Origin of the sequence: Vibrio sp. 1CM2L (assembly GCF_023161695.1) — a bacterium.
Lineage (GTDB): Bacteria > Pseudomonadota > Gammaproteobacteria > Enterobacterales > Vibrionaceae > Vibrio > Vibrio coralliirubri.
In genome coordinates this window covers 39,883-59,480 of sequence record NZ_JALNTT010000008.1, presented here as the reverse complement: position 1 = coordinate 59,480, position 19,598 = coordinate 39,883, and the positions used below count along the sequence as shown (strand labels likewise).

Annotated in this window: 17 protein-coding genes; 9 read left to right on the top strand and 8 right to left on the bottom strand. The window is 45.4% G+C overall.

The features are described from left to right. Window positions 1-6 precede the first annotated feature (6 nt). Window positions 7-441 (bottom strand): D-aminoacyl-tRNA deacylase, encoded by a 435-nt coding sequence (gene dtd, locus MSG34_RS20820; RefSeq protein ID WP_004735590.1) that lies wholly within the window; start codon window positions 439-441, stop codon window positions 7-9. Beyond that, the gene (locus MSG34_RS20815) at window positions 413-1,354 is read right to left on the bottom strand and encodes a virulence factor BrkB family protein (protein ID WP_019826491.1); all 942 of its coding nucleotides are present in this window, start codon (window positions 1,352-1,354) and stop codon (window positions 413-415) included. Before MSG34_RS20815 ends, dtd begins: the two co-directional genes overlap by 29 nt. A 205-nt stretch (window positions 1,355-1,559) precedes the next feature. Here MSG34_RS20815 and MSG34_RS20810 point away from each other — a divergent pair, with 205 nt between their 5' ends. Together MSG34_RS20810 and MSG34_RS20805 are read left to right on the top strand one after the other, a co-directional pair. Further along, on the top strand, window positions 1,560-2,201 hold the full coding sequence (locus MSG34_RS20810; RefSeq protein WP_248339238.1) for a DUF2959 domain-containing protein: 642 nt from the start codon (window positions 1,560-1,562) through the stop codon (window positions 2,199-2,201). Window positions 2,202-2,232: 31 nt separating this feature from the next. After that, complete coding sequence (locus MSG34_RS20805; RefSeq protein WP_248339237.1) at window positions 2,233-2,769, top strand: AAA family ATPase; 537 nt, start codon at window positions 2,233-2,235, stop codon at window positions 2,767-2,769. Between the two features lie 455 nt (window positions 2,770-3,224). On the opposite strand, the gene typA is transcribed toward MSG34_RS20805, so the two are convergent. Then, on the bottom strand, window positions 3,225-5,060 hold the full coding sequence (gene typA / locus MSG34_RS20800; RefSeq protein WP_017059220.1) for a translational GTPase TypA: 1,836 nt from the start codon (window positions 5,058-5,060) through the stop codon (window positions 3,225-3,227). Between the two features lie 562 nt (window positions 5,061-5,622). Between typA and glnA the strand changes: the two genes are divergently transcribed. The 5 genes from glnA to MSG34_RS20775 all read left to right on the top strand — a co-directional run bounded on the left by glnA (window position 5,623) and on the right by MSG34_RS20775 (window position 13,274). Next, window positions 5,623-7,032, top strand: coding sequence for a glutamate--ammonia ligase (glnA, locus tag MSG34_RS20795; RefSeq protein WP_017059221.1), 1,410 nt, complete (start codon window positions 5,623-5,625; stop codon window positions 7,030-7,032). A gap of 213 nt (window positions 7,033-7,245) precedes the next feature. Beyond that, complete coding sequence (locus tag MSG34_RS20790) at window positions 7,246-7,815, top strand: DUF4124 domain-containing protein (RefSeq protein ID WP_248339235.1); 570 nt, start codon at window positions 7,246-7,248, stop codon at window positions 7,813-7,815. Window positions 7,816-7,983: 168 nt separating this feature from the next. Beyond that, a complete protein-coding gene (gene glnL / locus MSG34_RS20785) occupies window positions 7,984-9,060 on the top strand; it encodes a nitrogen regulation protein NR(II) (RefSeq protein ID WP_019826501.1) in 1,077 nt (358 codons plus the stop codon). Window positions 9,061-9,179: 119 nt separating this feature from the next. Beyond that, entirely contained in the window at window positions 9,180-10,583 is a 1,404-nt protein-coding gene (gene glnG, locus MSG34_RS20780) for a nitrogen regulation protein NR(I) (RefSeq protein WP_017059224.1), read from the top strand. A 108-nt stretch (window positions 10,584-10,691) separates the two neighbouring features. Continuing rightward, window positions 10,692-13,274: a GGDEF and EAL domain-containing protein gene (locus tag MSG34_RS20775; RefSeq protein ID WP_248339233.1), complete on the top strand. Its 2,583-nt coding sequence runs from the start codon at window positions 10,692-10,694 to the stop codon at window positions 13,272-13,274. A gap of 83 nt (window positions 13,275-13,357) precedes the next feature. Here the strand turns inward: MSG34_RS20775 and hemN are convergent, their stop codons facing one another. The 5 genes from hemN to MSG34_RS20750 form a co-directional block, all read right to left on the bottom strand. Continuing rightward, on the bottom strand, window positions 13,358-14,749 hold the full coding sequence (gene hemN, locus MSG34_RS20770; RefSeq protein WP_050648426.1) for an oxygen-independent coproporphyrinogen III oxidase: 1,392 nt from the start codon (window positions 14,747-14,749) through the stop codon (window positions 13,358-13,360). A 283-nt stretch (window positions 14,750-15,032) separates the two neighbouring features. After that, a complete protein-coding gene (locus MSG34_RS20765; RefSeq protein ID WP_017060164.1) occupies window positions 15,033-15,521 on the bottom strand; it encodes a DUF2489 domain-containing protein in 489 nt (162 codons plus the stop codon). 6 nt (window positions 15,522-15,527) lie between these two features. Continuing rightward, window positions 15,528-16,085 carry a Der GTPase-activating protein YihI gene (gene yihI, locus MSG34_RS20760; protein WP_017060163.1) on the bottom strand — a complete coding sequence of 186 codons (558 nt, stop codon included), beginning with the start codon at window positions 16,083-16,085 and terminating at the stop codon, window positions 15,528-15,530. Then, window positions 16,085-16,723 carry a class I SAM-dependent methyltransferase gene (locus MSG34_RS20755; RefSeq protein ID WP_048612436.1) on the bottom strand — a complete coding sequence of 213 codons (639 nt, stop codon included), beginning with the start codon at window positions 16,721-16,723 and terminating at the stop codon, window positions 16,085-16,087. Before MSG34_RS20755 ends, yihI begins: the two co-directional genes overlap by 1 nt. Before the next feature lie 557 nt (window positions 16,724-17,280). Continuing rightward, complete coding sequence (locus tag MSG34_RS20750) at window positions 17,281-17,898, bottom strand: c-type cytochrome (RefSeq protein ID WP_012602993.1); 618 nt, start codon at window positions 17,896-17,898, stop codon at window positions 17,281-17,283. Window positions 17,899-18,046: 148 nt separating this feature from the next. On the opposite strand from MSG34_RS20750, the gene yihA reads away from it, so the two are divergent. Both yihA and MSG34_RS20740 read left to right on the top strand, forming a co-directional pair. Then, a complete protein-coding gene (gene yihA / locus MSG34_RS20745; RefSeq protein WP_017060162.1) occupies window positions 18,047-18,706 on the top strand; it encodes a ribosome biogenesis GTP-binding protein YihA/YsxC in 660 nt (219 codons plus the stop codon). A 218-nt stretch (window positions 18,707-18,924) separates the two neighbouring features. Beyond that, on the top strand, window positions 18,925-19,524 hold the full coding sequence (locus MSG34_RS20740; protein WP_248339231.1) for a GTP-binding protein: 600 nt from the start codon (window positions 18,925-18,927) through the stop codon (window positions 19,522-19,524). Window positions 19,525-19,598 lie beyond the last annotated feature (74 nt).

The following is a 19,598-nucleotide window of genomic DNA, read 5'->3' as shown; positions in this document are numbered from 1 at the left end:
TTAAGCCTAAACCTGCAGCCAGAATGTCACTGGGCCATCATTTACCAAAGACACTTTCATGTCGGCTGCGAATCGGCCACGTTCCGTTGGCAACACTGATTCACACTGGTCAGAGAAATAATTGTAAAGACGCTCAGCATCTTCTGGGTGAGCACCACGAGAAAATCCTGCTCGTGTTCCTTTCTTGGTATCGGCTGGCAGAGTGAATTGAGACACCACTAATACCTTACCTTCTACCTGCTTCACGTTGAGGTTCATTTTATCGTCTTCATCTCCAAAGACACGATAAGTGGTCACTCGTTCCATCAAACGTTTGGCTTTGGCTTCGTCATCACCTTTTTCTACGCCTAACAGAACCAATAAGCCTTGCTCAATCTCACCAACTACTTCGCCATCAACACGGACGGCAGCTTCACTTACTCTCTGGATCAGTGCTATCACTGTTGTTTCCTTGCTCTGTGATTTTGTCTTTATCCGACGAGTGTACCATTTCTTTCGAGTCACTCCACTGTTCCTGCTCACCCAATGCAGCAGTCACCTCAGCACCCACCAGCACAATCAACCAGCACAAATAAACCCACACAAAAAGAATTGGTATTGCCGCCAATGCGCCATAAATCAACTGGTAAGAAGGGAATTGAGTAATGTAGGCCGCGAAGCCTTTCTTACTGAGTTCGAACAACAGAGCCGCCACTAGAGAACCTGCAGCCGCATGAGAAAAGTGTATCTTTTTGTTGGGAACCAACAGATAAAGACCGAAAAACGCAAAGAAAGAGAGAATCAAAGGAAGTTTGCGAATCACGGTATTAAAGGCGCCAGACACCACTTCGTTTTGCAGCAAGCTCAATGATGTCACATAAGAAGTAGCTGCAATGCTCGCCCCAACTAAAATAGGTCCAAGCGTGAGCACCATCCAGTACATAGAGAAAGACAGCACTGCACGTCGCTTCTCGTCGACACGCCAGATGTAGTTTAAGTTCTTATCAATATTAGAGATCAGCATCAGCGCTGCAATGAATAAGAACACACTACCCACCGCCGTCATTTTTCCGGTATTGGCAACGAACTCTAACAAGGCACCGTGTACGGCATCCCCAGACGCGGGAACAAAGTTGGTAATGACGAAGTTTTGAATCACGATGCCAACATCAGCAAAGATGGAGAATGACGACAAGATAGAGAGCAGAACCGTCAGCATCGGTACGATCGAGAGCAAGGTAATGTACGCCAAGTAGCCCGCATTCACATTGACTCTATCGTGCGTCATCCGCGCCAAAAGATAGCGAGAAAACTGAATACTGAGTGTGGCGACCTTTTTTATCTTCAACTTGTAACTCCCTTGTAACTCGTTCATAGTCCTAATTAATATTCCGACATATCAATCACAGTAAGAAAATGTTCAAAAATAGCGTAGGAAAAAGGCTTGAGAACGAGGCAGGATTTTTCGATAAGTAGTTATTCTACAATCAAAAATTCTAACGAAGTTATCGAGTGTTTTAACAAGCTAGGTTGAGCAGTTATTTACTACGATTGATATTATTTAACTATAGGAAACTAGGATGCCTTATTTAATAGTTATAGTCCTCTCTATTTTTACTCTTACTGGATGCCAATCAGCTTATTACTCCGCAATGGAGCAAGTGGGTTACCACAAGCGTGACATTATAGTCGATAGAGTGGAAGACGCTAAAGAGTCGCAGCAGGATGCTCAGGAAGAGTTTACCAGCGCACTTGAAGCCTTGAGTAGCCTGACTAATTTCAGTGGCGGCGACCTTGAAGACATGTACAACAAGATTAATGATAAATACCAAGACAGCGAGAAAGCCGCGCAAAATGTCAGTGATCGCATTGCTGCGATTGAAGATGTGTCGGGTGCGCTGTTTGAAGAGTGGCAGAGTGAATTAGATCTCTACACCAGTGATTCACTGCGCCGCTCGAGTGAGCAAAAACTTCGTGAAACGAAATCGTCTTACCAAACGATGCTGTCAGCAATGAAGCGCGCCGAGAAGAAAATGGACCCTGTGCTCAATACCCTTCGCGACAACACGCTTTACTTGAAGCATAACCTCAATGCGAGTGCCGTTGGTTCGTTGCAGGGCGAGTTTATGAGCTTAGAAAAAGACATCGCCTACGCAATAGAACAGATGAATGCTGCGATCGCCGAATCGGATAAGTTCCTTGCTCAACTAAACCAGAAATAACGCCCGTAGGCACAAATAAAGATAAGCTCGTATGAACCCAATCATTATTACTGGCGGCCCTGGCGCCGGAAAAACCACACTGATCAATGCCTTGGGTGATGCGGGTTACCCCACCTTCGCAGAGTCCTCTCGCGAGTTAATCGAACAGCAGAGCCAACTTGAGAACGGTATCTTACCTTGGTTAGACCTTCCGGGCTTTGCACGCCTATGTTTAACCGTCATGAGCGAACAAAAAGACCAAGCCAGTCAGCATCCCATTGCCTTTCTCGATCGTGCCATTCCAGATATCTGCGGTTACTTAACTCAGGCTAGTCTAGAGATAGATGCGACCTACCGAGAAGCAAGCCAAGGCTATCACTCACAAGCCTTGTTCTGTCGCCCCGAAGCTTCAATTTATGTACAAGATGATGTGAGACCTTATCCGTTTGAGGAAGCGTTAGAGATTCACCACGCTTTGGTAAGAGTCTACCAAGAGCTTGGCTATGAGGTGGTTGAAGTGCCATTTATGTCGGTAGCAGAACGAGTGCAATTCGTTGAAAGTCAGCTAGCAATCAAAGCTACGCTCTAACTTAGTGAGCATATCTTGCCTGCTGCCAGTGTATATCTAAGAGAGATTCCAGATATTTCGTTCCTCAATTCTGGAATGACGATTCGCTAAATAGATATCGAATACGCTCTTCGTATCACGCATCCCGTTTACTCGAATCTAAACAGACCACCGTCATTCCCTACAGTGAGGAACGAGCGTGATAGGGAATCTCTTGGATGCCGTAAAAGAAAGGTTCCAGATATCTCATCCCTCGATTCTGGAATGACGATTCGATGAGTAGAAATGGATGAAAGAGAACAGATATCGAAGATCTCACCCTCTTAGTATCTGGCTATATCCAATCTAAACACGCTCTTCTTATCCCGCATCTCGTTTACTCGAATCTAAACAAACTAAAAAACAAAAGCCCCGAGCAGCTAGGCTACTCGGGGCTTTCTTTATTACTTGTCAGCTAGAAGCTAGTCAGCTGGCAATTAAGCCTTAGCTGGACGTGCTGCACGCTTACGTTCGTTTTCAGTAAGAAGCTTCTTACGGATACGAATGCTTACTGGCGTTACTTCTACTAGTTCGTCTTCGTCGATGAACTCAAGAGCTTGCTCTAGAGTGTGACGGATAGGTGGCGAAAGAACCTGTGCTTCATCAGTACCAGATGCACGAACGTTCGTTAGCTGCTTACCTTTCAGACAGTTTACTGTTAGGTCGTTTGAACGGTTATGAATACCGATGATTTGACCTTCGTATACTTCATCCGCGTGCTCAGCAAATAGACGACCACGTTCTTGTAGGTTGAACAGTGCGTAAGTCAGAGCTTTACCAGTTGCGTTCGAGATTAGAACACCGTTGTTACGTTGACCGATTACGCCGCCTTTGTGAGGACCGTAGTGATCAAATGAGTGGTAAAGAAGACCAGAACCAGACGTTAGAGTTAGGAACTCAGTTTGGAAACCGATAAGACCACGAGAAGGCATCATGAAGTCCATGCGAACACGGCCTTTGCCATCTGGAGACATATCAGTTAGCTCACCTTTACGTAGACCGATGTTTTCCATGATGCCACCTTGGTGCTCTTCAAGCACGTCGATAGTCACAGTTTCAAACGGTTCAGTTAGGTTGCCATCTTCGTCTTTCTTGATGATAACTTCTGGACGAGATACAGCTAGCTCGAAACCTTCACGACGCATGTTTTCGATCAGGATAGATAGGTGAAGTTCACCACGACCTGAAACACGGAAACGATCTGGGTTATCAGTTTCTTCAACACGTAGTGCAACGTTGTGTACTAGTTCTTTCTCTAGACGCTCAAGGATGTTACGTGAAGTAACGAACTTACCTTCTTTACCCGCGAACGGAGAAGTGTTTACTTGGAACGTCATTGTTACTGTTGGTTCATCAACAGAAAGCGGAGTCATTGCTTCAACATTGTTTACGTCACAGATAGTGTCTGAAATTTTCAGCTCACCAAGACCAGTGATTGCAATGATGTCGCCAGCGTTAGCTTGCTCAACTTCGTGACGGTCAAGACCTAGGTAACCAAGAACTGTACCTACTTTACCGTTACGTTTTTTGCCTTCTGCATTGACGATAGTTACTTGTTGGTTTGGCTTAACAGAACCACGAGTAACACGAGCAACACCGATAACACCTACGTAAGAGCTGTAATCAAGTTGCGAAATTTGCATTTGTAGTGGACCGTCAAGGTCAACTGCAGGCGCGTCTACTGTATCAACAACAGCTTGGAACAATGGTTCCATGTTCTCGCCAGTTTCGCCTTCAGTCATTGTTGCCCAACCGTTTAGAGCTGAGGCGTAAACAACTGTGAAGTCTAGTTGCTCATCAGTAGCACCTAGGTTGTCGAAAAGGTCGAATACTTGATCCATAACCCAATCAGGACGAGCGCCTGGGCGGTCAATCTTGTTGATTACAACGATTGGCTTAAGACCGTGTGCGAATGCTTTTTGCGTTACGAAACGAGTTTGAGGCATTGGGCCGTCAACTGCGTCAACGATAAGCAGAACAGAGTCAACCATAGACATGATACGCTCAACTTCACCACCGAAGTCCGCGTGTCCCGGAGTATCTACGATGTTGATGCGGTAATCATTCCAGTTGATTGCTGTGTTCTTAGCAAGAATGGTAATGCCACGCTCTTTTTCGATGTCATTCGAATCCATGACACGCTCTTCAGCTTCACCACGAGACTCAAGAGTGCCTGACTGTTGTAGCAGTTTATCAACCAAAGTCGTTTTACCGTGGTCAACGTGCGCGATGATCGCGATATTTCTTAACTTATCAATCTGTGGAGTAGACATGGATTCTCGATTCACTCATAAAAGTAGCCGTCACTTATCTCAAAAGTTTGGATAATAACCGCTAGCTTGATTTAAAAAACGGTCAATAATATACCAGATTCTAGACAAAAACCCAGAAATATGTGATCTGAACCAAGGCTTTTTTCTTTATTAGCGATTCATATCCGCTTAACTTTGATTCAGTACAGTGTTGAGCAGCCAAATTCGTAGGACTCTAAAAAAGTATCACCTGCGAGTGGCGAGCCAAATCTCCCGCAAAATAACAAAAGTGGATTGACAACTTAGGCAATTCATTGCTGAATGGTGCTCGCTTATGTCTCATATTGGTGCACAGACAAACGATTGCACCAACAAGGTGCAACTAGAGATCATTTTGGTGCAAAAACCAGATTAAGCAAAATCGCAAAACAAGTAAATCATTGAAATTAATGGAATAATTTTTTTGGCACGTTTTTGGCAATAGATAAATCAGCATCGATTAATGCACTTATAGACATTAATCAATGCTAGTTTCAACCGAATCGAGCTAATACCGAATTAATAACACTGGAGGTTATCCAAGATGTCAGTAGAAAATGTACTATCCCTGATCCAAGAGAACGAAGTTAAATTTATCGACTTACGTTTTACTGATACAAAAGGTAAAGAGCAGCATATCTCTATTCCTTCTCACCAAGTTGATGCAGACTTCTTCGAAGAAGGCAAAATGTTTGACGGCTCTTCAGTAGCTGGTTGGAAAGGCATTAACGAATCTGACATGGTAATGATGCCAGACGCAGCATCTGCTGTACTGGACCCATTCACAGAAGACGCAACGCTAAACATCCGTTGTGACATCCTAGAGCCTGCAACAATGCAAGGCTACGACCGTGACCCACGCTCTATCGCTAAACGTTCTGAAGAGTACCTACGTTCTACAGGTATCGCAGACACAGTTCTAGTTGGTCCAGAGCCAGAGTTCTTCCTATTTGACGACGTTAAGTTCTCAAACGACATGTCTGGTTCTTTCTTCAAGATCGATGACGTAGAAGCAGCTTGGAACACAGGTTCTGACTTCGAAGGCGGTAACAAAGGTCACCGTCCTGGCGTTAAAGGCGGTTACTTCCCAGTAGCTCCAGTAGATTCATCTCAAGACATCCGTTCAGCAATGTGTCTAGTAATGGAAGAGATGGGCCTAGTTGTTGAAGCTCACCACCACGAAGTAGCAACTGCGGGTCAAAACGAAATCGCAACTCGCTTCAACACGCTAACAGCGAAAGCTGATGAAACTCAAATCTACAAGTACGTTGTACACAACGTTGCTCACGCATTTGGCAAAACAGCGACATTCATGCCTAAGCCACTAGTTGGTGACAACGGTTCTGGTATGCACGTTCACCAATCTCTAGCAAAAGACGGCGTTAACCTGTTTGCTGGTGATAAGTACGGCGGCCTATCTGAAATGGCTCTTTACTACATCGGTGGTGTAATCAAGCACGCTCGTGCAATCAACGCGTTTGCTAACCCATCAACTAACTCGTACAAGCGTCTTGTACCTGGTTTCGAAGCACCTGTAATGCTTGCTTACTCAGCACGTAACCGTTCTGCTTCTATCCGTATCCCAGTAGTACCAAGCCCTAAAGCACGTCGTATCGAGCTACGTTTTGGTGACCCAGCAGCTAACCCATACCTATGCTACTCAGCAATGCTTATGGCTGGCCTTGACGGCATCAAGAACAAGATTCACCCAGGCGAAGCTATGGATAAAGATCTATACGACCTTCCTGCAGAAGAAGCAGCTGAAATCCCAACAGTTGCAGAATCTCTACAAGAAGCTCTAGCAGCGCTTAGCGAAGACCGTGAGTTCCTAACAGCTGGCGGCGTATTCTCTGACGATTTCATCGATTCTTACATCACTCTGAAATCTGACGACGTACAACGCGTGAACATGGCTACACACCCACTTGAGTTTGAACTGTACTACTCAGTTTAATCTCCTGTAGAGATAAGCTACTTCTTACTGCAACCTTGTAAGAATCGCTGACTAAATATTAGGCTCGCCTCGCAGGCGGGCCTTTTTTATATTCTCCCTCCCCCTGCTTCCTCGTACCATACCTTAGACAAAAGCCCTCAGAGGCTGTCGCGCTAAAGACAATAAAACCAACGCCAAACGTGAATCACCTAGCGGTGAAAAGAGGCTAAAGATATGAAAAAAATACTGTTCCTGATCGGGTTAACAGTCGCGCTCTCGTGCTCTGCTCAAACGGTGTATACCTGGGTAGATGAAGATGGCGTGCTCCACTTTAGTGATAACCCTAGCGCTCAAGATGCCGAGGCTCTTCGCCTGCCAGATGTGCAAGCTTCAGCACCCGCCCCTAAATTTGAGGCCTCAACTCCGGTTGACGTCGCGGCTTCCTCTACAACTAAAACGGCAACGCCAGCTAAAACTCAGGCAGAAGCAGAAGCCACAGAGCGTGAGGTTCCCACTCAATTAGCCCTCACCATGCTGACTCCAGTTCATGATCAAACCATTCGCAACAACCGCGGCTTAATCCCGATTCAGATAGAGCTCAACCGAAAACTTGGTATCGGGGAGCAATTACAATTGATGCTCGATGGCCGTCGATATGGCGCCCCACAGACCCAACCTATTTGGGAATTAAAAGGTATCGATCGAGGTACTCACACCATTGCAATTCAAGCACATAGAAGCGGCAAGCTTATTGCATCTACTAGTCCAGTCACCGTGTATTTACATCGAGCGACGCTCAAGTAGGCCAATGTGTTAAAAGAGGCCAAATAACCTCTACTTTTCACCTAATCGAAGCAGCTTTCAGCGACTCTAATGAATTATCTTTAGCTTCTGTTTGATATGCGCCATACTTGAACTTAGCTACGCACCAATTTGGTGCAGTGAGAAAAACACCAGTTCAAGGACGAAATAGTGAATCGATCAGCCAAAAGCGACAGCATAGATACACATCATCTTTCCAGCGCCATTCTCGACAATATGGTGACTTCGACATTGATGCTCGATGAGCAGTTGTATGTCCGATACGCCAATCCGGCGGCTGAGCAGCTCTTTTCACAGAGCGCACGACGCATCGTTGATCATCCACTGAGCCAACTTATCCAGCACGCTTCACTTGATTTGGCGCTTCTGACGCAACCGCTACAAAGTGGCCAGAGCATTACCGACAGTGACGTTACCTTCGTTGTTGATAACCGCCCACTGATGCTTGAAGTCACGGTTAGCCCAATATCTTGGCAGCGAGAGACGCTGTTATTGGTTGAGATGCGCAAGATAGACCAGCAAAGACGCCTTAGCCAAGAGCTCAACCAACATGCACAACAACAAGCGGCTAAGCTGCTGGTACGCGGATTAGCGCATGAGATCAAAAATCCACTAGGTGGCTTAAGAGGTGCGGCGCAGTTACTTGGGAAAATGCTTCCTGATCAGTCTCTTAATGAATATACACAGATCATTATTGAGCAAGCCGACCGCTTAAGAGCATTAGTCGACCGTCTGCTTGGCCCTCAGAAGCCGGGAACTAAATCAGAAGAGAACCTTCATCAGATACTTGAGAAAGTTAGGCAGCTCGTAGAGCTCGAATCGGGTTCAACGCTCGCCATCGAAAGGGATTACGACCCTAGCCTACCGGACATCTTGATGGATTCGGCACAGGTTGAACAAGCGATGCTCAATATCGTGAGCAATGCAGCGCAGATTCTAAAGACTCAGGATTCTGGAAAAATCACCATTCGCACCAGAACGGTGCATCAAGCAAATATTCACGGGCAACGACACAAACTCGCGGCTCGTATTGAGATCAGCGATAACGGTCCGGGCATCCCCGATGATTTAAAAGACACCCTGTTTTACCCAATGGTCAGCGGACGAGAAGGTGGAACAGGGCTGGGGCTATCGATTTCTCAAAACCTGATCGATCAACACAATGGGAAAATTGATGTTGAAAGCTGGCCGGGCAACACCACATTCACGATTTACCTACCGATTTAGGTCACAAATCTCGCGATTGGACAGCGAGATGAAAGGCTTAACTCAGTAACACAAAGATTAAGACATCATAAAAACAACAATGATTATCACAATAGATTTGGCTGCAAAGGAATTGAATTATGAGTAAGGGATACGTTTGGGTCGTCGATGACGACAGCTCTATCCGCTGGGTAGTAGAGAAAACACTTTCATCTGCGGATATTAAGTGTGAAACATTTGCTGATGCTGAGAGCGTGTTGCTTGCGCTTGAGCGCGAGACACCGGACGTATTGGTGTCCGATATTCGCATGCCTGGCATTGACGGAATTGAGCTGTTACACCAAGTTCACCAGCGCTCTCCCGACCTGCCCGTGATCATTATGACCGCGCACTCAGACCTTGATGCGGCGGTGAATGCTTATCAAAAGGGCGCCTTTGAATATCTACCAAAGCCGTTCGATATTGATGAGACACTGACTCTAGTAGAGCGAGCAATCGCACACAGCCAAGAACAGAAGCGCGAGCAAGCCAGTGAAGTTGCTGAAGACACCAACGCACCAGAAATCATCGGTGAAGCACCGGCAATGCAGGAAGTTTTCCGAGCGATTGGTCGTTTGTCTCGCTCATCCATATCCGTGCTGATCAATGGTGAATCGGGTACCGGTAAAGAATTGGTCGCTCACGCTCTGCATCGTCACAGCCCAAGAGCTAAGAAGCCCTTCATTGCCTTGAACATGGCAGCAATCCCCAAAGATCTGATCGAGTCTGAACTGTTTGGCCACGAAAAAGGCGCCTTTACCGGTGCTAACAGCGTTCGCCAAGGACGCTTCGAACAAGCCAACGGCGGCACCCTGTTTCTTGATGAGATCGGCGACATGCCACTCGATATTCAGACTCGCTTGCTACGTGTACTTTCTGATGGCCAATTTTATCGTGTGGGTGGACACTCTGCGGTTAAGGTTGACGTTCGTATCGTTGCCGCAACCCACCAAGATCTTGAGCGCTTGGTACATGAAGGCGACTTCCGTGAAGACCTTTTCCACCGACTCAACGTTATCCGAATCCATATCCCGGCACTTCGCGAACGTAAACAAGACATCGAAAAGCTGACTCATCACTTCCTAGCATCCGCCGCCGAAGAGCTCGGTGTTGAAGTGAAGACACTGCATCCTGAGACCATTTTGAAGCTCAACCAGCTCAATTGGCCGGGTAACGTGCGTCAGCTTGAAAACATTTGTCGTTGGCTCACCGTGATGGCGAGCGGCAGCGAAATTCTCCCTTCAGACCTGCCACCAGAGCTGTTGGAAGAAAAGGTGGTGACAACCTCAGGAACTGGAGATAACTGGCAACAACTGCTCGCTAATTGGGCAAAGTGTGCGCTTGATTCAGGAGAAAAAGAGCTGCTGACTTATGCTCTGCCAGAGTTTGAACGTATACTGCTAGAGGCTGCGCTCCACCATACTAATGGTCATAAACAGGATGCAGCTAAGGTTTTGGGATGGGGAAGAAACACCCTAACTCGTAAACTCAAAGAACTGTACTAGACCTTATATGACTCTCGATGCAGCTACTTTTTAACCAAAAAAGTGTCGCTTGGTTTGAATAGTGTCGGTACAATTACAGTACACTATTCACCAAAGTTGTAGCTAAAGATGTCTTTGAAAACACAAATTACCTTGAGAACCGCGGTGGTTCTGCCATTCGTGATGATTTTTCTGTTCACTATGGGCGTAATGGTTTTCACTCAAAAGCTAAGCTACAAAGAGATGGTGAGTGATGTTAGTGCACGCCAACTAACATCACTGACTGACAATGTTCATCAAAGCCTGTCTAATTTTTTAGAAAAGCCATTTCACGCGAACCTCTCGCTCAGCCATAACATCGGCTACCACCACCTTTATCAAGCAGGTAATCTCAGCAAGGTTCAAGACTATATTTTTTATACGTTTTCAGACCATTACACGGCTGTACCTCAACTCGATGTGATCGGCTTTGGCTCTGAAGATGGTAACTACGTCGGTTTCCGCAAAGAAGCCAACAAAGGCTACACCTTGATGGTGCAAGACAAACGCACCAATGATCAGTTGGTCATTTACCGTGGCAGCAAGATTAGTGAAGACATTCGATCGGTAATTTCAGGTTACGACCCAAGAATCCGTCCTTGGTACACACCCGTTGCGACACAGAAAAAACCGTTGTGGTCACCAATTTATGCCAATGCTGACGAACGCCAAGAAATCACCTTATCGGCTCTCGCGCCTATCTATGATGATAACGAATTCAAAGCCGTCGTCGTCAGCGACATCAAGATCAATACCTTCAATGCGTTTCTCAGAAAGCTCAAAGATAGAACAGATGCCTCTGTTTACATCATCGATAAGCAGCAACGCTTGGTCGCGCACTCAGGTGGAGGCAGTGTCGTTTCATGGGGCACAGGAAAAACCAACAAAGGCCAACGCTTACTGGCAACAGAGAGTGCTAACCCCGTAATACGTGAAAGCGCCAGTTACGTAGACCAATTCCACCTAATCGATAATTTGGGCGAGCAGCGCTTTAGCTTTAGCCTAGACAACGAACGCTACTTCAACCAAATCACCCCTTACGAAGATGAACACGGCCTCACGTGGTTTATTGGAGTGTCGATTCCTGAAAGCAATCTGCTCGGTGAATTACCAGAAAATCAAAGAAACAGTTGGTTGCTCGGGCTAGCACTGAGTTGCCTTGGGGTCATTGCAGGATTAGTTGCCTTTAATCGCGTAACCCAACCCATCACCTCGACAGCGGATGCAGCAAAACGCCTTGCCAAGGGCGATTGGGACACGAGCATGCCAAAGACGGGGCATATCTATGAAACCAGCATGTTGGTGGAGTCATTCAATGAAATGGCCAACAACTTAAAGGCCTCGTTTCACGCATTGCAGTCTCAGCTTACCTATGACTCCTTAACCAAGCTATACAGTCGTGAAGGCTTTATTGATGCGGCCAAGAAACACCCTGACAACGAAGAAGGCACGCTGTATTTGATTGGTATTGATCGCTTCCGAGACATCAATGACAGCCTAGGTCATTACAATGGTGACCAGCTGCTTATCATTGCGGCCGCTCGTTTAAGAGGCACACTGCCATCCGAATATCTATTGGCTCGCACTGGTGGTGATGAGTTTGCCATTTACGCACCAAACGTAACGCAAAGCGATGATGTTCAGCTGCTGACTAACCGCTTACTTCAAACCTTCGCTTCCCCATTTTCAATGGAATCAGAAAGCGTGGTGATCAAGGTATCGATGGGGATAGTGAATGTCTCGAATCTCTACGACATTACACTCCTGCTACGCAATAGCAGCATTGCATTGAGCAACGCAAAACAAGACAAAACCAGTGTCAGCATTTACAGCCCGGAGATGGGCAAAGCATCGAGACATCGCACCAAGATGTTAGCGCGGATGAACCGAGCGATTGAGCTTCAACAGTTCGAACCGTTTTATCAGCCTATTATTGATCTAGAATCTGGCTCGACCATAGGTGCGGAAGCTTTAGCTCGCTGGATAACCGATGAAGGGGTGATCTCGCCACTCGAGTTCATTCCTCTCGCGGAAGAGAGCGGGCTCATTTACGATATCGGAAAACAAATTCTGCATAAGTCGTGTCGAGATACAGCCATTGCGATTGAGTCAGGAAAGTGGAGCAAAGACTTCTCGATTCACGTCAATCTATCAGTCGATCAGCTAAGCGAAAGTGGCTTTGTCGAACAGGTTAAGGGCACGCTAAGAGACACCAAGCTGCCAGCAAGCAACCTGACACTAGAGATCACCGAATCACGCATCGTCGACAACGATCCGACCATCATCGATAACATGCTGACGCTCAAAGCGTTAGGGGTCTCAATCGCAATTGATGATTTTGGTACTGGCTACTCTTCCCTAGCCTATCTACAAAAGTTGCCATTTGATTGCCTGAAGATCGATCGAAGCTTCGTTAGCAAGCTCAACAAAGAGAACCTCGACAGCTCCATCGTCGCGGCCATCGTTAACATCACTAAAGGTTTCAAAGTAAGCTTGGTGGCAGAAGGCGTTGAAACGCAGCAACAGGCTGAACTTCTCAAGCAACTGCAGTGCCCGCTGGCTCAAGGCTTCTTATACAGTCGCCCAGTTCCGTTTGACCAATGGCCTACCGACCTCAACAACACCAGTCAAAGTGCCAAGATCAAACAAAATACCACTGAGAGCCTCACCTAAGGCAGGCAGAAATCGAATGAGTCAGATACAAAAATGCCAGCATGATGCTGGCATTTTTTATTGTTCTATTCTCTATCGAGCGATTAGATAACGCGAGAGAATTGCTGCTGGCGAGCCTTTGCACGTAAGTATTTATCAAAACACATACAGATGTTACGGATCAGCAAGCGGCCACGCAGAGTAACGCGGATTTCTTTGTCATCGACTTCAACCAAATCATCGTTGATGAAGGTTTGTAGAAGCTCTAAATCTTCTTTGAAGTAGCGATTAAAGTTAACCGAGAACTCAGATTCGATCATCGTTTTATCAAGCTTAAAGTTACAGATAAGCTGCTTGATCACTTCGCGACGTAGAAGGTCGTCACTGTCTAGTGCCACGCCTTTCCAAAGTGCATGGCGCAGGTCATTCACCTGAGCGTAGTACTTCTTCAGCTCTTTTTGGTTTTGTGCGTAAGCATCACCGACCATAGAGATAGCAGAAACACCAAAACCAATTAGGTCCGCTTCACCTTGGGTGGTGTAGCCTTGGAAGTTACGATGCAGAATACCTTCACGTTGTGCTACTGCTAGCTCGTCTTCAGGCAGAGCAAAGTGGTCCATACCGATGAACTGGTAACCCGCCCCCGTTAGCGTCTCGATGGTATCTTGCAAGATAGCCATTTTTTCTTTCGCTTCAGGTAAGTCTTCATCTTTAATCTTACGCTGCGCAGCAAACAGCTGAGGCATGTGTGCGTAGTTAAATACCGATAAACGACCTGGTTTCATCTCTAGCACTTGCTTCAATGTTTCAGCGAACAAAGCTTGAGTCTGCTTTGGTAGGCCGTAAATCAAATCAAGGTTAGTTGAGCGGAAGCCTAATTCTTTGGCACGCTGAACCATCGCAATGATGAACTCTTCATCTTGCTCACGGTTAACTAGCTTCTGTACTTCTTTATTGAAGTCTTGAACACCAATACTCAGGCGGTTAAAGCCTTCGTTACGCAGGTGGTCGAGTACGTCTAGCTCAATCTCACGCGGGTCAACTTCAATGCTGATTTCAGCGTCAGCGGTGAAGTTAAACTCATCACGCAGAATCATCATCAAGCGAGTGATTTGTGTCTTGGTCAAGAACGTTGGCGTACCACCACCGAAGTGCAATTGCGTCACTTCACGGCCATTCAATAAAGAGGCGCGTTGGCGGATTTCATGTTCAATCACATCAAGGTACTCATCCGCTTTATGCGAGTGACGAGTAATGACTTTATTACAACCACAGTAGTAACAAAGCTTGTGGCAGAACGGGATATGCACGTAAAGAGAGAGTGGACGCTCAGGATATTGAGTACACGCCATGTCGTAATCAGCGACGGTAAACGCTTCATGAAACTCCAACGCAGTTGGGTATGAGGTGTAACGAGGTCCCGAATAGTTGTACTTGTTTAAGATCTCTTGATCCCAAACGATTTGCTGATTCGTTGTTACTGGCTTGCTCGACATAGCGGTATTTCCAATTTAGATCCGCGAGAACCTAAGGTCTCTCAAATCATTTTACATACATTAAAATATAGACGGGTTATTTTGCCACACGACCTGTAAGGTCGTTCCAAGACAAAATCAATTTTTTAGACAAAAACTCAGAACTGCTAGCTTGATCACTAACAAAGCGTCGGGATTAACGAGACGCAAAAGGTAAGAAGGCTCATTTAACACTATCTCTAAAGATAAGGTGTCTTAAGAACACCCTGTATTAAACAAGCCTCTATTTTAAAAGTCTTAGCGACTAGATCATCTGAATGTTGATTTGGTTGTTGAGAGGTTTAACCTTCTCTTGCAACCTTTTCAGATCTTCAATGACCGCATCATTCAAGCGAGTCTCTGCCTTATGGCGCGTGAGATTCTGCTGCATGCGTTCTTTCTTCGTCAGTTCCTGTCTTGCCTCTCCGCGAGCCATATCTTTTACGATATGGTACAGCTCAGAAAGAGCAGGATACTCAGAATCAAAATCGACACGCTCATCACCCTGAACATTATCCATAATGATACACACTCGGATACTGATCTCAGGTAAGTCACATTGCCCTTGAATGCCCGCTAAACACAAAGTATTTACGTTTTCGTAAATCGTCGCGTTACGTTTTTCAATGGCTAGTGCTTGATGCTGCTTTTGCAACTCCGTCTGCTTCTTCACTTGAAGTAGAAGGTAACCTGCGTAAGAGCCCAAGCCGAGAATGATAATTCCACCAGCAATTGCTAATAAGGTTACGTTCATTGGCTATTAACCTTTAAAGCTGTCTAAATCGAAATCTTCGAATTGAGATAGCAAGTCTTCGTCAGAGCTCGCTTTCTTCTTAGAGGCAACTGGTGCTTCTTCGAAGATCTCTTCTTCATCGTCTTCTGGCTCTAGTAGACCTAAGCGGCCCATTAGGTGTTCGATACGATCAAGTTTCTCATCAACAAACTTCTGTAGACCAGCACCTAGGTTTTCACCATTTTCGATACGGTCTAGCAGTGTGTTCAGTTGAGCATCATTCTCAAGCATCTCTAACTCTTGTTCGTTAGATAGCTTGCGCTCTTGTTTAGTCGGCTTCTTCGCTGGTTCAACGATCAGCGGAATTTTTTTCTTGCTGCCTAAACGAGGGTCACGAGCTTGTGCAGCTTTACGCTGTTTTGCTTCGCTACCATCTGAGTGACGGCTGCCAGACTTAAGGCCTTTACGCTTTTTAACACGCTTACGTTCACGACCTTCAACATCAGATTCACTACGGTTACGAGTAACCATAGGTTCCGGAGCGCCAAGTGCTCCCGGCTTTCTTGATTTCTTACTACGACCCATTACTGCACTTTCCTCAGTAAAATTACATCATTTCCAAAAAATTCTAGTTCGAGCTTATCCCGCTCTGCCAAAAACTGGAATGTTTGACGACTAAAGAAGACGACATGTGTCGGGTCATTCTTGTAGTGCCAACCAGCAAACGCGTCTACGTCTATTACTAGTTTAGTCATAAGACCAATCCAGCCCTTGGGTTTAACTAAATTCAACCATTGCTGCCACACTTTGTCTGGGTGATAAAGATGCTCTATCACCTCCGTGGCAGTCATAAAGTCATACGTTTTTTCCAACACAGAGGTATCTGGGTGGTAATAGATATCGTACAACTCCATGGTGTGTCCGGCTTCTTCTAACATAATAGATAGCGTAGGGCCTGGGCCACAACCAAAATCCAACCCTTGTGAGTTAGATGAAATTTTGTCTGTTAGTGGATCCGCGATGCGAGATAAAAAGCGGCGATAGCCTGCATCACTAGGATCGTTCTCATGGAGATCATAGTGTGCTTTTTCTTCTTTTGCTTCTAACCTTTGTTCAGGTTTAACAAATACCAGTTCACATTGCTGACACTGCAGATAGGCTCTGCGTTTGTCTTCAAAATAGTGATTCACGCCTTGGTGATGGCATAAGGGACAAGTATACATAGCACATCCTTAAACAGGGATGCGAAACATACCAGAAACTGAGTTTATAGTGGAGAGGTATTGGGTGTTTTTTCATCAAATCAATAAAAAAAGCGATAGGAAAACCTATCGCTCTCTAAATCTGCCTATATCGGCCAAAATTTGCATACTCAACTTGGTACACAAATCTCCATTTGTTATTGGTGCTTTCCATGCCAAATTTGTTTGTTGTTCATCGTCCTGATGAGTTTTGGCTATCCTTTTCTAACACCTTGTTGCTGGGCTGTCCTAGCCTGATCCTTTTCTGTCTATACCGTTAGACTAGATGATCATCCATATCTAAGTCAGCTCCTAGCTGATGGCGGTTACTTTACCGTGTTACAAAAAGACTACAAGAGTGCGACTTCACACTTTTGTACACAAATCGATCACACATTGATAAATCAGACATAAACACAAAATGCATTAATAAAACCAATACAAAAGAAAACGCCCCGACCATTACTGATCGGGGCGTCTCTTCAATCTCGCTCGAACGTACATTCCTTTACTCTGGCTAAGAGCAAGAAACCGACAAATTAGTGTAAACCACCAACGTACTTCGATAAGGTATCAATATCAGCGTCTGTTAACTTTTTAGCTACATCACGCATCATCGCATTCATGTCGTTATTACGGTCACCATCACGGAATTTTTCAAGTTGAGCCTTGATGTAATCTGCGTGCTGACCTGAAATCTTAGGGAAACCAGAAAGTTCGGTACCATTACCACGTGGGCCGTGACAAGCAATACACGCCGTTACGCCGCGTTCTGCGTTACCCGCTGTGTAAAGAACCTTACCTTCATCTACTACATTTTCAGGAGTAGAGTTACTAGAGATAGGTAGAGAGGCGTAGTATGCCGCTAGGTCAGCCATATCTTCTTCAGATAAAGGCATCGCCATTGCACCCATTACAGGTTCGTAACGACCTTGCTTACCACCACTTGTCATACCTAGCTTAAGCTCTTTTAACTGCTTCTCTAGATACTTCTCATGTTGACCGGCCAGCTTAGGGTACTGAGTGATCAGACTGTTGCCGTCAGCACCGTGGCAGGCAACACATGTTTGTGATTTGGCTTTACCAGCTTCAATACTACCTTGAGCCCATACTGAGCAGCTGGCTAAAAGACTCAAAATTAGCGCTAATTTCTTCATGACATTCCATTATAATTATCAAGCTTCCAGTACCACTCTATGTTGCCACTCATGGTACAATAGGCGACCTTATGCCGAGCACGGTTATTTTACACAAATTCACAAAAAAGTAATCAATCGACTACACAAAGTCGAGATGGAGTTAACAGTGAGCGTAAAAATTCATTATCAAAACACGCATTTCATTACCAGTGCACCTGATATTCGTCATTTACCAGAAGACGAAGGGATCGAAATTGCGTTTGCAGGACGCTCCAATGCTGGTAAATCTAGCGCGCTAAATCGCGTTACAAACCAAAAAAGCTTGGCGAAAACCAGTAAAACACCCGGTCGAACTCAGCTAATCAACCTATTTAAGGTAACAGACGGTTGTCATATCGTCGATTTACCTGGATATGGCTTTGCTCAAGTACCACTTGAGATGAAGAAAAAATGGCAGAAGTCGCTAGGTGAATACCTACAACGACGTGAAAGCCTGAAAGGTTTAGTGGTATTGATGGATATCCGTCACCCAATGAAAGACCTTGACCAACAAATGATCTACTGGGCTATCGATAGCCGTATCCCAGTGCAGGTTTTGTTAACAAAAGCAGACAAACTGAAAAGTGGTGCGCGTAAAGCACAGCTACTGAAAATCCGTAACGATGCAAAATCTTTCGGTGGTGATGTTGCGGTTGATGTCTTCTCTTCAATGAAGGGCATCGGCGTTGACCAACTGCGTGCCAAGATGGATGAGTGGTTTGCTCCAGCGCTTGCTGATCAAATCATTGATGAGTTAGCGGACGAAGAGCACAACGACTCAGAGTAGTCCCCCTACTTATCGCTATAGGTTAGAGCACTGACAACACGTGATTTTGCCTTATCAATGCCCCTCCTTATATAGGTGGGGTATTTTTTTGCCAAAAAATTAGTGAGTTAAGCCTAAGTTTTTAGTGTCAAAGAGCGGATTTACCCACTAAAACCAATAGAAGTGAACCATACTAAAAGACACATCTAAATAATCAGAACAATGAGAAAGGAATACTCATGTGGAAAACACCATTGGCCATCATTGCACTTATGTTGGTCTCACTGACAGGATTTGCCTCTGAAGCAGAACAAGAACAAGCCCCACTGATCAATGTCGATATGACCTTAGACCTAGATGGCATGGAAAAGTACGCCCAAGATGCGAGTGAGTCTCTTGAGGTGATATCGCAATCTTTGCAGGCGATAGTCAACAACCCCAATCTAAGCGACGACCAGCAACAAGCCCTCAATCAAACCGTTGAAAGCATCAATAAGCTTGCGAGCTCCACCAAGACATCCCTCAATCAACTGCCACAAGCCTTAGACCAATCTCGACTTGCCTTTAAACAAACCAGTCAAATGCTGTTGGATGATATTCAGACCAAGATCATCATTGCGCTGGCGGCCGTTATCGCCGTCATTATTATCGCTTTGACCGCTATCTATCTGCTTATCCTGAAACCCATGCAGCAAACCTTGGTAAAAGCGACCAACAATATCTCTTCGATGGCGCAATCCATCCAGGTCACCGCCGAAGCACTAAAATACAGCACCGAGAAACAACAGCAAATCATGGATTACATTGAGCATTCACCGACTCAATACACTGATAAATAAGGCGTGAGCCATCAATCCTTTATCGATAACTTGTAAAATAAAAGTTATTTCAATTGATAAAACAATCGACTTAG

Excerpts from the sequence above, each read along its gene's own strand:
- MSG34_RS20815 (WP_019826491.1), bottom strand. The coding sequence starts at position 1,354 with ATGAACGAGTTACAAGGGAGTTACAAGTTGAAGATAAAAAAGGTCGCC.
- MSG34_RS20810 (WP_248339238.1), top strand. The coding sequence starts at position 1,560 with ATGCCTTATTTAATAGTTATAGTCCTCTCTATTTTTACTCTTACTGGA.
- MSG34_RS20805 (WP_248339237.1), top strand. The coding sequence starts at position 2,233 with ATGAACCCAATCATTATTACTGGCGGCCCTGGCGCCGGAAAAACCACA.
- typA (WP_017059220.1), bottom strand. The coding sequence starts at position 5,060 with ATGTCTACTCCACAGATTGATAAGTTAAGAAATATCGCGATCATCGCG.
- glnA (WP_017059221.1), top strand. The coding sequence starts at position 5,623 with ATGTCAGTAGAAAATGTACTATCCCTGATCCAAGAGAACGAAGTTAAA.
- MSG34_RS20790 (WP_248339235.1), top strand. The coding sequence starts at position 7,246 with ATGAAAAAAATACTGTTCCTGATCGGGTTAACAGTCGCGCTCTCGTGC.
- glnG (WP_017059224.1), top strand. The coding sequence starts at position 9,180 with ATGAGTAAGGGATACGTTTGGGTCGTCGATGACGACAGCTCTATCCGC.
- MSG34_RS20775 (WP_248339233.1), top strand. The coding sequence starts at position 10,692 with ATGTCTTTGAAAACACAAATTACCTTGAGAACCGCGGTGGTTCTGCCA.
- hemN (WP_050648426.1), bottom strand. The coding sequence starts at position 14,749 with ATGTCGAGCAAGCCAGTAACAACGAATCAGCAAATCGTTTGGGATCAA.
- MSG34_RS20765 (WP_017060164.1), bottom strand. The coding sequence starts at position 15,521 with ATGAACGTAACCTTATTAGCAATTGCTGGTGGAATTATCATTCTCGGC.
- yihI (WP_017060163.1), bottom strand. The coding sequence starts at position 16,085 with ATGGGTCGTAGTAAGAAATCAAGAAAGCCGGGAGCACTTGGCGCTCCG.
- MSG34_RS20755 (WP_048612436.1), bottom strand. The coding sequence starts at position 16,723 with ATGTATACTTGTCCCTTATGCCATCACCAAGGCGTGAATCACTATTTT.
- MSG34_RS20750 (WP_012602993.1), bottom strand. The coding sequence starts at position 17,898 with ATGAAGAAATTAGCGCTAATTTTGAGTCTTTTAGCCAGCTGCTCAGTA.
- MSG34_RS20740 (WP_248339231.1), top strand. The coding sequence starts at position 18,925 with ATGTGGAAAACACCATTGGCCATCATTGCACTTATGTTGGTCTCACTG.